The 15,193-nt window shown below is 66.6% G+C and carries 11 protein-coding genes; 8 read left to right on the forward strand and 3 right to left on the reverse strand.

The window, feature by feature from the left end; translation table 11 throughout:
* Window positions 1–2,304: 2,304 nt before the first annotated feature.
* From JAN5088_RS03035 to JAN5088_RS03045, 3 genes are all read right to left on the reverse strand, one after another.
* Window positions 2,305–3,957: a sulfatase-like hydrolase/transferase gene (locus tag JAN5088_RS03035; protein ID WP_055681343.1), complete on the reverse strand. Its 1,653-nt coding sequence runs from the start codon at window positions 3,955–3,957 to the stop codon at window positions 2,305–2,307.
* A gap of 62 nt (window positions 3,958–4,019) precedes the next feature.
* Window positions 4,020–5,060 carry a TAXI family TRAP transporter solute-binding subunit gene (locus JAN5088_RS03040; protein ID WP_055681344.1) on the reverse strand — a complete coding sequence of 347 codons (1,041 nt, stop codon included), beginning with the start codon at window positions 5,058–5,060 and terminating at the stop codon, window positions 4,020–4,022.
* 15 nt (window positions 5,061–5,075) lie between these two features.
* On the reverse strand, window positions 5,076–6,935 hold the full coding sequence (locus JAN5088_RS03045) for a TRAP transporter permease (RefSeq protein ID WP_233489705.1): 1,860 nt from the start codon (window positions 6,933–6,935) through the stop codon (window positions 5,076–5,078).
* Window positions 6,936–7,054: 119 nt separating this feature from the next.
* On the opposite strand from JAN5088_RS03045, the gene JAN5088_RS03050 reads away from it, so the two are divergent.
* The 8 genes from JAN5088_RS03050 to JAN5088_RS03085 all read left to right on the forward strand — a co-directional run bounded on the left by JAN5088_RS03050 (window position 7,055) and on the right by JAN5088_RS03085 (window position 15,190).
* Window positions 7,055–7,849: an IclR family transcriptional regulator gene (locus tag JAN5088_RS03050; RefSeq protein WP_055681346.1), complete on the forward strand. Its 795-nt coding sequence runs from the start codon at window positions 7,055–7,057 to the stop codon at window positions 7,847–7,849.
* Window positions 7,850–7,971: 122 nt separating this feature from the next.
* Complete coding sequence (gene hmgA, locus JAN5088_RS03055; RefSeq protein ID WP_055681347.1) at window positions 7,972–9,327, forward strand: homogentisate 1,2-dioxygenase; 1,356 nt, start codon at window positions 7,972–7,974, stop codon at window positions 9,325–9,327.
* A gap of 70 nt (window positions 9,328–9,397) precedes the next feature.
* Window positions 9,398–10,657, forward strand: a complete 1,260-nt coding sequence (gene fahA / locus JAN5088_RS03060) for a fumarylacetoacetase (RefSeq protein WP_055681348.1) — start codon at window positions 9,398–9,400, stop codon at window positions 10,655–10,657.
* Between the two features lie 16 nt (window positions 10,658–10,673).
* Window positions 10,674–11,624: an MBL fold metallo-hydrolase gene (locus JAN5088_RS03065; RefSeq protein WP_055681349.1), complete on the forward strand. Its 951-nt coding sequence runs from the start codon at window positions 10,674–10,676 to the stop codon at window positions 11,622–11,624.
* Window positions 11,625–11,656: 32 nt separating this feature from the next.
* A complete protein-coding gene (locus tag JAN5088_RS03070) occupies window positions 11,657–13,279 on the forward strand; it encodes an FAD-dependent oxidoreductase (protein WP_055681350.1) in 1,623 nt (540 codons plus the stop codon).
* A 5-nt stretch (window positions 13,280–13,284) separates the two neighbouring features.
* Window positions 13,285–13,485 (forward strand): DUF2783 domain-containing protein, encoded by a 201-nt coding sequence (locus JAN5088_RS03075; protein ID WP_055681351.1) that lies wholly within the window; start codon window positions 13,285–13,287, stop codon window positions 13,483–13,485.
* Window positions 13,482–14,117 (forward strand): maleylacetoacetate isomerase, encoded by a 636-nt coding sequence (maiA, locus tag JAN5088_RS03080; protein WP_055681352.1) that lies wholly within the window; start codon window positions 13,482–13,484, stop codon window positions 14,115–14,117. The genes JAN5088_RS03075 and maiA overlap by 4 nt, the downstream gene beginning before the upstream one ends.
* Window positions 14,118–14,170: 53 nt before the next feature.
* Window positions 14,171–15,190, forward strand: coding sequence for a TRAP transporter substrate-binding protein (locus JAN5088_RS03085; RefSeq protein WP_055681353.1), 1,020 nt, complete (start codon window positions 14,171–14,173; stop codon window positions 15,188–15,190).
* The last annotated feature ends 3 nt before the right edge of the window (window positions 15,191–15,193 follow it).

Genomic DNA, 15,193 nt, shown 5'->3' on the forward strand with positions numbered 1-15,193 from the left:
CGAGGAATGGCGGCGCGGCCGGTTCGAGACCGTGCCGGGCGACGAGGAGGACTTCATCCCCCTGCCCGAAGACCAGACCAAGGCACGACGCGCCGAAGGCGGCGTGCATTATCCGTGATCCACGTCCCGACCCTCTCGGCCGGGGCCAGGAAGGCGCAACACACGAAAGGCCCCGCAAGCGGGGCCTTTCTCGGTCTGCCAATCCGTGCGACCCCCACGGGCCGGGCCGGTCACGGCGCTTGGATCGTCAGCCTGAACCGGGTCGGCCGTATGCTGAGCCGCCGTCTAATTACCGGACAGGGCGGGCGCTACATCTATTCCAACGGTGGATGGTATATGCTTGGCGCACTCCACCGGACACGACATGCCTGACCTCGCGCGCGACGGGTTGGCCGACCCGAAGGGTGCTCACGTCCCGCGCGCTCGCTCATATGGGCGGGATGGTAATGAACGACGGATGATGGAATGACGCTCGGGTCTTGCCCGCTTCCTGCGTCGAGACGTCGGGGCAATCGCGGGGCAGGTCGCGGTACTACACTCCGGGACGGTGACGGCTCTGGCTGGTTCCTTGTCCGCATCGCAGGGCGTGACGCGGTCTACGGGCGCGGCTACGGCAGACAGGTCCTGGCAGGAGTACCCAATCCCAATCTGTCCATCGCGGTCACCTTCGATCCGGACCGCCTGGCCCGGTCAGCGGGATAGTTCGGCGACCTGTAGGGCTTGATGATCCTGATCGTCGAGGCGGCTTGAGGTTCCGGAGCGCGCTGAACGATACCGTACCGGGAAAGGCGGGTCAGTTCGCCTTGACGGCTGGCAGACGCACCGTCGCGCGCAGATCCCGAATGGCCCAGTTTCCGAGCACGATCGTTCCGCCATATGCGGTCACGATGGAGCGTGCGATCGACATCTCAAGGTCAGTGCCGCCCTAGCGGACCCTGTTGTCGACAAGGTTGCCGATGGTCTGACCCAAGGCGACCGGGCGCGCCATGACCGTGACGAACGCATCAGACTGAGACCGAACGCCCCGTTACCTGCATAGCCCGACAGGCAGGCGAGCAGGATCGACCGTTCGGACATCCTTTTCATCCTCGGCTACGCAGAGATGTTGGTGGACCGAGCCCGGAGCGCTTTCACGATACGGCAAAGTGCTATCCCCGCCGTCGCGGGGCTCGACGATGTCCAGTACCGCGCCCCCGGGATCCTGGATGTCGCGTTCCAGGTGGCGAAGACCGATCCTGATACCGAACCGACGCGCGATATCCGGTTTGGGAGGAAAGTCCGTAAGTTCTCTTTGACGCATCTCCTCCAGGTCCGTCCGATAGTTCTGTACGATCGGTCGCAGCGGAGCGGTCGGATCCAATACGGGTTTTCCCGACAGACGACCCTCGATGTCGACGGGGCGCCTGCCGCTGCCATCGCGGTCCGGCGCCAAGGTTCCACGACCATGCCGGTCACGGCATCTTCGCCCCCTACCCGCAAGGCACGCAGCAAGTTGTCCACGTCATCCCGCACGCAGTGCAGCCCCCGAAGCGGACGCTTCGGATCGGACCGGGAGCCGGTGGTCAGACGTCGTTCCCGCGCGGCCCCGGCGATATACATGGCCAGTTCGATCATACCCTTTTCGGATCTCGCCGGTGCGGCCGAAGAGATCGCCCTCGCCTGTTCCCAAAGCCCGCTGCGATGCCTCACTGGTGCGGTGCCAGCAGGCCCGATACCCGCGCGCCGATCTCTGCTTCAAAACGTGAGGTGCGGGCTCGCCGAACCAGAAACCCTGTGGTCAGACCGGCGCCACATCCGATGGCGACTGCGGCCATGACCGGTGCGGCCGGGATCCCGTCAGAAAACGTGGCGACAACCATCAGCGGGGCCGAAGCGAGCGTCAGGACAGGCGCGGTGGAGATGGGATCCCGAGCGCCACGACAGCCCCCGAGAGCCGTACCGGGAACCATCCGATCTCCCGCTTGAATGCCCGTTCAAGAGAGCCTCCGGCGTCGCCTTCGTTGACACCCATGGCCAGGATCACAACCGTCAGCCCGAGGACACAAACCATCCCAAGCATAGCGAGACCGGCGACGGTCGTGCGTACGGCCTGCTGACCCCACCACCCGTGACGCAGGAACAATCACGTCATATCCAACTCGAAGCGTCGGTCTTGTCAGTGAGCCGTGACGCGAAAGGTCGCGGGAGTGAATGGCCCTTTATCGTCGGGTGCGGACGCAGCGGTCGGGACAAACCTGCGATGAGACCCCGGCGGGCGAAGGGGAATGCGCCAGGATCGACGCGAGCAACAGCTTCGCGGGTCTGTCACGACTGGGGGGTGTCAGGGTTTCCCGCTCGGGGGTCCGTCGCGTCATCCGGCACGGTATCTTCCAGTTCCGAAGGGCTCCAGTAGCCGATCAGGATGCCCGCGGCGGCCTCCGCCACGCGGGGATCGCGGGCCGCGATCTTCTCGTCCGAAATGGTCGTCCGCTGGCTGGTCCGGCGCGTCCACTCGAAGAACAGCCCTTCCATCCGGGCTAACTCCTGCGAGTGGTCCGGTGAGGTCGCGAGATCGACGAGTTCGTCGGGATCCGTTTCGAGGTCGTGGAGCATCGGTCGGAAGCCTTCGGCGAACACGTATTTCCAGCGGCCGTCGAACACCATGGTGAGTTTGGCATCCCGGACCGGGACGCCGAGACGGCGGCGGACATCGCGCATCGAATAGTCGTATTCCGATACCGCGACGTCCCGCACCTTCCGCATGCGCCCGTGCAGGACAGGCAGCAAGGAATGTCCTTCGAGAATGTGGGAAACCTCCGGTCCGCCGAAATGGTCAAGGAACGTGGGTACGAGGTCGATCGCCTCCACCAGCGCGTCGCTGGTCTGCCCCCGCGTGGCGTCGGCATCGGGCGATGGGTCGACGACGATCAGGGGAACCCGGGCCGAAGGATCGTGAAACAACTCCTTCTCTCCCATCCAGTGATCGCCGAGATAGTCGCCGTGGTCGGAGGTGAAGACGATCAGCGTAGTCTCGGACAGGCCCCGTTCGTCGAGGAAATCCAGGAGCGCACCCATCTCGTCGTCGATCTGCCGGATCAGGCCCATGTAGGCCCCGATCACCCGCGTCCGAACCTCGTCGCGCGCGAAAGCGCGGCTCACCCGTTCTTCCATGAAGGCAGCGAAAACGGGGTGTGCGTTCTCGCGCTCCGCCTCGGTCCGTACGACGGGGCGATGCGTCTCGGGCGGATACATGTCGTGGTAGGGGGCGGGGACGATATAGGGCCAATGCGGTTTGATGAGCGACAGGTGCAGGCACCACGGCTCGTCGCCGGCCTCGCGCATGAAATCTATTGCCCGGCGGACGATGTAGGGGGTTTCGCTGTCCTCGGCATCGGCACGAGCGGGCTTGTCGGCGTTCTCCATGAACCAGCCGGACAGCAGGGTGCCGTCGTCATCCTCGGCGGAATTGGCTACATCGTCCCAGGGGTTGTCGTCGTTCCAGCCCTTCGCGCGCATGTAGTCATCGTAGTTGCGGTTGCGCGCATAGCGGCCGCCGTCGGGATGCAGCCCATCGTCCCGCTCATAGGGTTCGAAACCGCATTCGGCGACCCGGACGCCGATTTCGCTGTCGGGCGCGAGGCCCAGCCGCCGCATCCCCTCGGCGTCGGCGGTCATATGGGTCTTGCCGCAGAGCGCGGTCCGCACGCCGAGCGGACGCAGATGGTCGCCCAGGGTCATCTCTCCCACCTTCAGAGGCACGTTGTTCCAGGTCGAACCGTGGCTCGAGACATAGCGACCGGTATAGAAGGACATCCGCGACGGCCCGCAGATCGGCGACTGCACATAGCAGCGGTCGAACAGCACCCCCCGGCGGGCCAGCCGGTCGATGTTCGGCGTCCGCAGGTGGGGATGGCCCGTGCACGACAGATAGTCCCAGCGAAGCTGGTCGCACATTATGAACAGGGCGTTCTTGGCCATGGGATACTGCCTTTCATCGTGTGGCGGGGCCGGCGGGGGAGAGGACACCGGCCCCTGGCCCGTCAGCCGCGCGCGGCCTCGGGGATGGTGACGCCCAGTTCCTGCAACGCGCTCAGCGCGCCGGGGTGAAGGGCGAGGTTGATGTCCTGGACCGCAGCCTCGGGCGTGATCTCGGCCATCCAGGGCGCGCTCGCCGCCATGTCCGCCACGCCCTCGTAGAAGACAAGGACCATCCGGCGGATCATCTCCTCGTCCTGCCATTCGTTCGTGATGATCCCCACCGTCACCGACAGGGTGTTGACGTCACGGGGGTTCACCTGGTTCTCGCCGTAGGTTCCGGCCCTGAGCTGCGCGACGCGAAAGCCGGGGCGGCCGGTGAGGGCCTGCACCGGCTCGGACTCCAGCTCCTCATCGGGAATGCCGAGGAAGCGGATCGGGTTCATCACCGCGATCTGGGTAAGGGCAGGACTGGGGGCGTTGGTCGGGTTGCAGTAGACGTCGAGGTTGCCGTCCTGAAAGGACGACGTGGCCGCATCCCACCCCAGGTTGACCACCTGGAAGTCCTTGCCGGGGATCAGCCCCGCCACGTTCTCGAAAAGCTGCGCCATGGTCGCATAGGCCGCGCTGCCCGGCGGGCCGAGAAAGACCCGCTTGCCACGCACGCCGCCCAGCGTCTCGATCCCGGAGCCGGCATAGACGACGATGTGATAGAGCCCCATGGGAAAGTTCAGCACCGTGCGCAGATGCGTGGCCCATTCGGGGGCCTGGTCGATCTTGGCATACATCGCCGCCTGCTTCCGCAGCAATGCCGTCAGTACGGGGGAGCCCATGCAGAAGGCCATGTTCCCGCGCGCAACCTCGATGATGTGGCGCGTCGCCGCCCCCGTGGAGTTCAGCTGGATCTCGTATTCCGGCAACCTGCGGTTCACGATATTGGAGAAGGCCGTCATCACGAGGTTCGGGCTGGTGCCCGGCCCGAGCGTCGACATGCGAAGGATCTCGCGCGCCAGAGCGGGACCGGCCCCGGCCATCGTCATCGCGCCCGCCGCCGCGCCGGCCGCAAGGAGGCGACGACGGGTGAGCCGTGTGGTTTCCTGTGTCATCGCGCGATCCTCCCGTTACGCGTTTTCGATCGGGTTCAGGGCCCGCCGGCGGTCGAAGACCAGAAGCGCGGCCGCGGCCAGCAGGCAGATGACGCTGACCACCGGGCCGAAGAAGATCAGCCCGCCGGACAGCGCGACCCCGACGACGGCCATCGGCCAATGTCCGCGGCGCGGATAGCAGGCGCGGGCCAGCAGGATCATCGCGACCGAGACGAAGACGATGTCGGCAAGCGACTCGAGCATCGGATGCCCCGTCCCGAGCAGCAGAGCCGGCTGATAGACGAATGCGAAGGGGATGAGGAAGCCGGGCAGTGCCAGGCGCGTCGCCTCGAACGCGGTGGCCATCGCCCGCGCGCCCGCGATCGGTGCCGCCGCGAAGGCCGCGAGGGCGACAGGCGGGGTCACGGCAGAAAGCACGCCGAAATAGAGCACGAAGAGATGCGTATGCACCGTCGGCACGCCGAGCTTGGCCAGCGCGGTCCCCATTACCAGCACCACGATCAGGTAGGCCGGCACCGTCGGCATCCCCATTCCCAGAAGCAGGCAGGCCACCGCCATCAGGATCAGCGCGATGGGCAGGCTGGTTTCGGCATAGACCGCGATGCCCGCCGCGAAGCGCAGTCCCACACCCGTCATGTTCAGGACCCCCACGACGACCCCGACGGCCGCCACGATGACGATGAGCTGCGCGGCCACCATCCCCGTCGCCACGAAGAACTGGCGCCATGCGGCAAGGTCCGTCAGCAGGCCGGGACGGAGCGCGCTGCCCAGGACGAAGGCCACGACGACGCCCATGAGACCGGCATAGGCGGCGGAGGTGCCGCTCACCATCGAGACGACGATCGCGGCGAGCGACACGACGAAGACGGCGACCTGCGCCATCTCGCGCCAGTCGAAGCTGAGCTTCGGACGCTCGACGTCCGCGACCTCCATCCGGTCTGTCGCGAACGAGATCGCGACGAACAGCGCGCCGAAGTAGAGAAGCGCGGGAATGGCGGCCGCGATCACGATCGACAGGTAGGGAACGCCGGTGATGTCGGCCATGATGAAGGCGACGGCCCCCATGATCGGCGGCATGATCTGCCCCCCGCTCGACGAGGCCGCTTCGACGGCACCGGCGAACCGGGGCGAGAACCCGCGCTTCTTTATCATCGGGATCGTAATCACACCCGTTCCCGCCACGTTGGCCACCGCGCTGCCCGAGATCGTCCCGAACAGCCCCGAGGCCAGGACCGCTGCGTTCGCCGGTCCGGACTTGAGCCGCCCCGTGGCGGCGATGGCGACCTTGATAAGGGTCCGGTCGATGCGCAGGAACTCCAGCAGCGCGCCGAACAGGATGTAGATCAGGATCGTCGACACGACCGTCGCCATGGGCGCACCGAACACCCCGTCGAACGAGAACCAAAGCACCAGCATGACTTCCTCGACCGAGATGAAGGCATGGCGCAGGAAGCCCGGCGCGTATTGTCCGAACAGCGCATAGACGAAGGCCGCAGCGGTGATTGCGGCCATGACCCCGCCCACGGTGCGGCGCGTGAACTCGATCACTGCGATGACGGCGGCAGCGCCCGCGAGCTTGTCCATCGTGGTCAGCAGATAGAGGCCGGTCTCGATCTCGGCGGTGGAGCGGAAGTAGGCGAAGACCCCGAAGGCCAGCAGGGCGAGCATCCCCGTCAGGACGGCGACGTTGAGCGGACGCCCGTCGATCTCGACATGAACGAGCGCGGTTATCGCGGCCGCCACCATCAGCATCCCGACCCTGAGCCAGGAATCGTTGAAGACACCGAACATCGACACGTAAAGCACCACGCAGACGATGATCATCGACGTGAGAGTGAGCAGTGTCCTGCTCCAGGGTATGGATCCTTGCTGCACCTTGGTCTCCTCCCGAAACCGGTTTCATGCCGCCGGGCCGCCGCTGAGGCGACCTCAAGCTTGCCATAAGGTAAACCGGCCTTGACGGATCGCGGAGTCCGCGTTCCACTCAGTGAAACATGACAAAACTGAATCGTTCCATAGAACGCGGACTTCTCGTGCTCGAGACGGTGTCCAGCAACGGACCGACGTCCCTTGCGGCCCTTTCGCGGACGACGGGTCTCCCCAAGGCTACCCTGCTCAGGATCTGCGCGACCCTCGAGCAGCGCCGCTGGCTTGCGCGTCGAAGCGCGAACGGACGCTATCAGCTCGGCTCGGCCTTCCCCGACCAGGGGTCCCGACCGGAGGGCACACACCGGCTGATCGAGGCGGGGTCGGAGGAACTCCTGCGCCTGTCGGAGAAGACGGGTCTTGCCGCCGATCTTGCAGGCGAGGTCGGCAAGGGCCGGGTCGAGATCATCGACACGACGCGGGTCTACAAGACGCATGACCTGAACCCCGACTGCATCGGCTTCCGCCCGTCGCCGTTCCGCTCGGCGCTCGGTTCGGCCTATCTGTTCGCGCTGTCGCCCGAGGCGCGGGCGGGGGTCGTGGCAGACCTGGCACGCAATCTGCCCGCCAAGGACCGTTCGGCCGTCGATCGACTGCCGCAGTGGCTGCGGGATTTTCAGACGAGGGGATACGGCATTCGCCAGGACGGCTACTGGGGCCGTGCCGTAGATTACGGTGCGCTGCCGAGCGCCATCGCGGTGCCGATCACAGTCGCGGGGCGTCCGGTCGGCGCCGTGAACCTGGTCTGGCCCGCCGAGGGGGAGCCGGTCGCGCGGGTGGCCGACGAACACTTGCCGGACCTCAAGGCCGCCGCGGCCTCCATCGCACGGAACATGCGGGGCGTCATCGATTCGCCGGGTTGAGGCGGCGAACGGCACGCAGCCGTTCATTTCACTTGGTGAAACGGCCCGTCGAAGGGGCACCCCCTTTGCGGTAGACTGACGCAACTGTCGCGACGCATTATCGGCAATGGAGGAGGAGAACGATGAACGACGTCAGCAACATCAAGCTCGTGCAGGCGGACGGCTCGGCCGTCACCGCGGGCTACATGCCCGGCTTCGGCAACGACTTCGAGACCGAGGCCCTGCCCGGCGCCCTGCCGCAGGGCATGAACTCCCCGCAGAAGGTGAACTACGGCCTCTACGGCGAGCAGCTGTCGGGCACGGCCTTCACCGCCCCCAGCCACCAGAACGAGCGGACCTGGTGCTATCGCATCCGCCCGTCGGTGAAGCACTCGGGCCGCTACGAACGCATCGACCTGCCCTACTGGAAATCCGCGCCCCATGTGATCGAGAACGTCACCAGCCTTGGCCAGTACCGCTGGGATCCCGTCCCGCATTCCGAAAGGGAACTGACCTGGCTCACCGGCATGTACACGATGACGACCGCGGGCGACGTGAACACCCAGGTCGGCATGGCCAGCCACATCTATCTCGTCACCGAGAGCATGAAGGACGCCTATTTCTACTCGGCCGATTCCGAACTGCTGATCGTGCCGCAGGAGGGCCGCCTGCGGTTCTGCACGGAGCTCGGCATCATCGACCTGGAGCCGAAGGAGATCGCGATCATCCCGCGCGGCCTCGTCTACCGCGTCGAGGTGATCGAGGGCCCGGCGCGCGGCTTCGTCTGCGAGAACTACGGCCAGAAGTTCGAGCTTCCGGGCCGCGGCCCCATCGGCGCCAACTGCATGGCCAACCGGCGCGATTTCAAGACGCCCGTCGCCGCCTTCGAGGATCGCGAGGTTCCGAGCACCCTGACGATCAAGTGGTGCGGCCAGTTCCACGAAACGAAGATCGACCAGAGCCCGCTCGACGTGGTGGCCTGGCACGGCAACTACGCGCCGGTGAAATACGACCTGCGGACCTATTGTCCGGTGGGCGCGATCCTGTTCGACCATCCCGACCCGTCGATCTTTACCGTGCTGACCGCGCCGTCGTCCTCGCCGGGGACCGCCAATATCGACTTCGTGCTGTTCCGCGAACGCTGGATGACCATGGAGGATACCTTCCGCCCGCCGTGGTACCACAAGAACGTCATGTCCGAGATGATGGGAAACATCTACGGCCAGTATGACGCCAAGCCACAGGGATTCGTGCCGGGCGGGCTGAGTCTGCACAACATGATGCTGCCCCATGGCCCGGATCGCGACGCGTTCGAAAACGCCTCGAACGCGGATCTCCAGCCGGAGAAGCTCGACAACACCATGTCCTTCATGTTCGAAACGCGCTTCCCCCAGCATCTGACCGAGTTCGCGGCCCGGGAGGCCCCGCTGCAGGACGATTACATCGACTGCTGGAAGAGCCTGGAGAAGAAATTCGACGGCACGCCCGGCAAGAAGTGACCCGCACGGGCGGACGGCGCCGGAACGCGCCGTCCATCCGCGACTTTTCCCGAACCATCGAGGAGGTTCCATGTCTCTGATGAAAAGCTGGGTCGCGGGCGCGAACGATCCGTCCGGCCCCTTTCCCCTGAACAACCTGCCATACGGTGTCTTCTCGCCCGCGGGCGGCGGCGAGGCACGGTGCGGTGTGGCCATCGGCGACATGATCCTCGATGCAGCGGCCGCCGAAGCGGGCGGATTGATCTCCGTGGACGGGGGTGCCGTCTGCGCCGATGCCTGCTGGAACCCCCTGATGGAACGCGGCGCCGGTGCCTGGTCGGCGTTCCGGACGCGGTTGCAGGAGATGCTGGCAGAAGGGTCGTCGGACCGCGACGCCGTGGAACGGCATTTGCACCCGTTGGAAGACGCCACCCTGCACATGCCTTTCCGCGTGGCCGAGTTCACCGACTTCTACGCCAGCCGCAACCACGCAACCAACGTGGGCACGATCTTCCGCGGAGCCGAGAACGCGCTGCCGCCGAACTGGCTGCACATTCCCATCGGCTACAATGGGCGCGCCTCCTCGGTCGTGGTGTCGGGCACCGACGTGCGCCGCCCCTGGGGCCAGCTCAAGGGGCCCGACGACGACGCCCCCCGGTTCGAGCCCTGCAAGCGGTTCGATCTCGAGCTCGAGATGGGGGCCGTCGTCGGCACCCCGTCGGACGGCCCCATCGATGTGGCGACCGCCGACGCGCATATCTTCGGCTATGTCCTGCTGAACGACTGGTCCGCGCGCGACATCCAGGCCTGGGAATACCAGCCGCTCGGACCGTTCCAGGCCAAGGCCACCGCCACGACGATCAGCCCCTGGATCGTGACGCGCGCGGCGCTCGAACCCTTCCGCTGCGATACGCCGGAGCGCGAGAAGCCGCTACTCGACTACCTGCGGGAGCCGGGGCCGATGCTCTACGACATCGACCTGACCGTGACGCTGGCGCCCCAAGGCAAGGACGCCACCGTGATCGCACGCACGAACTACAACACGATGTATTATTCCGCCGCTCAGCAGTTGACCCATCATACCACGGCCGGATCGCCCATGCGGACGGGCGACCTGCTGGGGTCGGGGACGATTTCCGGCCCGGAGAAGGACCAGCGCGGCGCGTTGCTCGAACTGACCTGGGGCGGCAAGGAGCCGATCACCCTCGACTCCGGCGAGACGCGCACCTTTCTCGAGGACGGGGACACGCTGACCCTTCTTGGGCAGGCGCGAGGCGACGGATTCACCATCGGGTTCGGCCGCTGCGCCGGCACGCTGCTGCCCGCGCTCGACGATCCCTTCAAACGCTGACTGACCGGAGAACCCAATGGCCAAGGCTTTCGCGTCGCAGGGCGACATGACCGAAAAGAAGATCACCTTCACCGAAGTCGGCGATGGCCTCTATGCCTTCACCGCCGAGGGGGACCCCAATTCGGGCGTCATCATCGGCGACGACAGCGTGATGATCGTCGAGGCGCAGGCGACGCCGCGTCTCGCCAACAAGGTCATCGAATGCGTGCGCGGCGTCACGGACAAGCCGATCACCCATGTCGCGCTGACCCATTACCACGCGGTGCGCGTGCTGGGCGCGAGTGCCTTCGACGCGCAGCAGGTCATCATGTCCGAAACCGCGCGCGCGATGGTGGTCGAGCGCGGGCAGGAGGATTGGGACAGCGAATTCGCCCGCTTCCCCCGCCTGTTCCAGGGGCATGAGGACATCCCCGGTCTGACCTGGCCCACCACCACCTTCAGGAGCCGGATGAGTGTCTATCTGGGCAACCGCCGGGTCGACCTGATGCATCTGGGGCGCGCGCATACCGCGGGCGATATCGTCATCCACGTGCCGGACGAGAACGTAATGTTCACTGGCGACATCGTCGAATACCATTCGGCCTGCTATTGCGGCGACGGGCATTTCGCCGACTGGCCCGGCACGCTGGACGCGATCCGCGCCTTCGATGTCGACGCCATCGCGCCGGGTCGCGGGGACGCGCTGGTCGGGCGCGACATGGTGAACCGGGCGCTGGAGAACACGGCTGATTTCGTCTCGTCGACCTATCGTCCGGCGGCGAGGGTGGCCCTGGGCGGCGGATCGCTCAAGGAAGCATGGGACGCGGTGCGCGCCGAATGCGACCCGAAGTTCGCAGACTACGCGATCTATGAACATTGCCTGCCGTTCAACGTGGCCCGCGCCTATGACGAGGCGCGCGGCATCGACACCCCGCGCATCTGGACCGCCGAGCGCGACGCCGAAATGTGGGAGAAGCTGCAGGGTTGAGCGCCGGACCGGACGGCAGGGGAGGATGTGACATGGTCGACGCACGCTACGATATCGCCTTCAGGCTCTACCCTTACGAAAGGGTGGGTGCACAGGACGCGGATGCGCCGGTGCGCCATCCGGTCGTGGTGGTCGGCGGCGGGCCGGTCGGCATGGCGCTGGCGCTCGACCTGGGGCGCAGGGGCACGCCGGTCCTGGTGCTCGACGACCACGACGGCGTGGGCCAGGGATCGCGCGCGATCTGCTTCGCGCGGCGCACGCTGGAGATTGCGGACCGGCTGGGATGCGGCGACGCGCTGGTCGAAAAGGGTGTGCAATGGGACGTGGGCCGCGTGTTCCATGGCGAGGACGAGGTCTTCACCTTCAACCTCAGCCCCGAGGGCGGGATGCGCCGCCCCGCCTTCATCAACCTCCAGCAGCCCCATTTCGAGAAGTACCTCGTCGAACAGGTCCGCGCCGCCCAGGCCGAGGGTGCTCCGATCGAGATCCGCGGTCGCAACCGGGTTTCGACCCTGACGCGAAAGGACGATCATGTCGCCCTGGGCGTCGAGACGCCCGATGGTCCCTATACCCTCGAAGCCGACTGGCTGGTCGCCTGCGACGGGGCGCGCTCGCCGGTGCGCGGGATGCTGGACCTCGATTTCGCAGGCCGCATGTTCGAGGACAACTTCCTCATCGCCGATGTGCGGATGAAGGCGAAATTTCCCACCGAACGCTGGTTCTGGTTCGAGCCCACCTTCAAGGGCAGCGGCCAGTCCGCGCTTCTGCACAAGCAGCCCGACGACATCTGGCGCATCGACTTCCAGCTGGGTTGGAACATCGATCGCGACAAGGAGACGAAGCCCGAGAACGTCCGCGCCCGCGTCGATGCCATGCTGGGAGAAGGCGTCGACTACGAAGTGGTCTGGACCAGCATTTACACCTTCCATTGCCGCCGGATCGCCGATTTCCGCGCCGGCCGCGTCCTTTTCGCCGGCGACGCGGCGCATCAGGTGTCGCCCTTCGGCGCGCGTGGCGCCAACTCCGGAGTGCAGGACGCCGACAACCTGGCGTGGAAGCTGGATCTGGTGCTGCGCGGCCGCGCGCCCGAGACGCTGCTCGACAGCTACTCCGAGGAGCGGATCCACGGCGCCGACGAAAACATCATGAACTCGACCCGCGCAACCGACTTCCTGACGCCCAAATCCGAAATCAGCCGCATCTTCCGCAACGCCGTGCTGACGTTGGCGCGGCGCCATCCCTTCGCGCGACCGCTCGTCAATTCCGGTCGCCTGTCGGTGCCTTGCGTCTACGACGGGCTGTCGCTCAACGGGCCGGATGCGCTCGACGGGCCCGCCGCCACGCGGGTCGGCGCCCCCTGTCCTGATGCGCCGCTGGGCGACGCGTTCCTGCTCGACCGGCTGGGCGGGGGCTTCACCATCCTGACCATCGGCACCAACGCGCCGGATGAGGTGGTCGAGGACGGCATCGCCGCCCGCCGTCTCGACCTGTCGCTGCATGACGACACGACGGGCTATCTCGCCGCACGGTACCTGGGGCGGGCACCTGCGGCGGTCTACCTGATCCGCCCGGATCAGCACGTGGCGGCTCGCTGGCCTGCCTTCGACGAACGCGCGATGCGCGCGGCCCTGCGCCGCGCCACGGGAAAGGAGTGAGCGTCATGGACCTGATCCTGACCTCCAACATCGACGACGGCGACGGCTTCTACGATGAGCTGCTGACGGCCCATGCCGATCTGAGCAAGGACGAAAGCGACGCCTACAACGCGCGCCTCATCCTGATCCTTTGCAACCACATCGGCGACCGGCAGGTGCTGCGTCAGGCGCTCGCCGCCGCCTCCGCGGAAGCCTCCGCCCCATGACCGGGACGGTTCTCTACGATTACTGGCGATCCTCGGCCAGCTACCGGGTGCGGATCGCGCTGAACCTCGCGGGCGTCGAATACCGCGCCGTGCCGGTCAACCTGGTGACGGGCCAACACCGAGAACCCGACCATCTGGCGCGCAACCCGCAGGGCCTCGTGCCGGTGCTCGACATCGACGGACACCGGTTCACGCAGTCGCTCGCGATCCTGGACTACCTGGAGGAGACCCGAAGGCCGGGTCTTCTGCCCACCGACCCGGTGCACCGCGCCCATGTCCGGGCGCTGGCCCATTCCGTCGCGGTGGATGTCCACCCGGTCTGCAACCTGTCCGTCGTGTCCCATGTGGTCGCGCTGACCGGCGGGGGGGACGATACGCGCCGCGACTGGATGCAGCATTTCATCGCCCCCGGCCTCGCCTCTTTCGAGAGGCTGGCGGCCGGGTTCGACGCGGGCCCCTTCTGCTGCGGCGAGACGCCGTCGCTGGCCGACGTCTGCCTGATGCCGCAGCTTTACAACGCCGACCGGTGGGGGGTGGACACGACGCCTTATCCGCGCCTGCGCACCGCCGCCGAGATGTGCGCGCGGCACCCGGCCTTCGCCGCGGCCCATCCGGACGCCGTGCGAACCTGACGACAACCAGGGGGGACATACCCCCCGCAAGAACCACCAAGGGAGGAACCACCATGAAAGACCTGACCGTTGCCACGCTCACCGCGACCCTGATCGCCGGAACCCTGGCCATGCCGGCGCTGGCCCAGACCGATCTGGTCCTGTCGAGCTGGCTGCCGCCGCGCCATCCGATCGTCGTCAACGCGATCAAGCCCTGGGCCGAGGAGGTGGAGGAGGTGACCGACGGCCGCGTCACCGTCCGCGTGCTGGGCAAGCCCCTGGGCAGCCCGCCGTCGCATTTCGACATGGCCCGCGACGGGGTGGCCGACATCACCTACGGCCTCCACAGCTTCAGCCAGGACGACCGCTTCGACAAGTCGCAGGTCGGGCAGTTCTCGTTCATCGGCGACGATGCGATCGCAGCCTCCAGCGCGTTCTGGACCGTCTACACCGAGGATCTGGACGCGCGTGCGGACCACGAGGGGACGCACCTTCTCGGCCTGTTCGTCCATGGCCCCGGCCTGTTCCACAACAACAAGCTGCGGATCGAGACGCCCGCCGATTTCGCGGGGCTCAAGATCCGGGTGCCGGGCGGCTATGTCGCCGGGCTGATGGAGGATCTGGGCGCGACCCCGCTGTTCATGTCCTCGACCGAGGTCTACGAGAAGCTGTCGCGGGGCGTCATCGACGGCGTCACATTCACCTACGAGGCGCTGACCGCCTTCAACCTGACCGATGACGTCGCCTATTCCATGACCGTGCCCGGCGGGCTCTACAACACCACCTGGTTTCTCGTCGTGAACGAGGCCAAGTGGGACGGGATCGCCGAGGAGGATCGGGAAGCCATCGAGGCCATCTCGGGTGCGGCGTTCGCCGAACGGGTAGGACAGGCCTGGAACGACGCCGACACGGCCGCCGTCGAGGAGATCGAGGCCGCCGGGATCACCCTCCACTCCGCCTCCGACGCCGTGCTGGAAGCGGTGCGCGCCGCCGCCGAAGCGCGGGAGGCCGCCTGGGCCGGCTCTTTGGGCGATGACTACGACGGGGAAGCCGCGCTCGCACGGCTGCGCGAACTGTCGGGCGTCGCGGAATGATGG

Source organism: Jannaschia rubra, assembly GCF_001403735.1.
Taxonomy (GTDB): domain Bacteria; phylum Pseudomonadota; class Alphaproteobacteria; order Rhodobacterales; family Rhodobacteraceae; genus Jannaschia; species Jannaschia rubra.

What these genes read in the sequence shown, in the direction of transcription:
- JAN5088_RS03075 (WP_055681351.1), top strand. Translation starts at nt 13,285, where the DNA reads ATGGACCTGATCCTGACCTCCAACATCGACGACGGCGACGGCTTCTAC.
- JAN5088_RS03050 (WP_055681346.1), top strand. Translation starts at nt 7,055, where the DNA reads ATGACAAAACTGAATCGTTCCATAGAACGCGGACTTCTCGTGCTCGAG.
- JAN5088_RS03065 (WP_055681349.1), top strand. Translation starts at nt 10,674, where the DNA reads ATGGCCAAGGCTTTCGCGTCGCAGGGCGACATGACCGAAAAGAAGATC.
- hmgA (WP_055681347.1), top strand. Translation starts at nt 7,972, where the DNA reads ATGAACGACGTCAGCAACATCAAGCTCGTGCAGGCGGACGGCTCGGCC.
- JAN5088_RS03085 (WP_055681353.1), top strand. Translation starts at nt 14,171, where the DNA reads ATGAAAGACCTGACCGTTGCCACGCTCACCGCGACCCTGATCGCCGGA.
- fahA (WP_055681348.1), top strand. Translation starts at nt 9,398, where the DNA reads ATGTCTCTGATGAAAAGCTGGGTCGCGGGCGCGAACGATCCGTCCGGC.
- maiA (WP_055681352.1), top strand. Translation starts at nt 13,482, where the DNA reads ATGACCGGGACGGTTCTCTACGATTACTGGCGATCCTCGGCCAGCTAC.
- JAN5088_RS03040 (WP_055681344.1), bottom strand. Translation starts at nt 5,060, where the DNA reads ATGACACAGGAAACCACACGGCTCACCCGTCGTCGCCTCCTTGCGGCC.
- JAN5088_RS03070 (WP_055681350.1), top strand. Translation starts at nt 11,657, where the DNA reads ATGGTCGACGCACGCTACGATATCGCCTTCAGGCTCTACCCTTACGAA.
- JAN5088_RS03035 (WP_055681343.1), bottom strand. Translation starts at nt 3,957, where the DNA reads ATGGCCAAGAACGCCCTGTTCATAATGTGCGACCAGCTTCGCTGGGAC.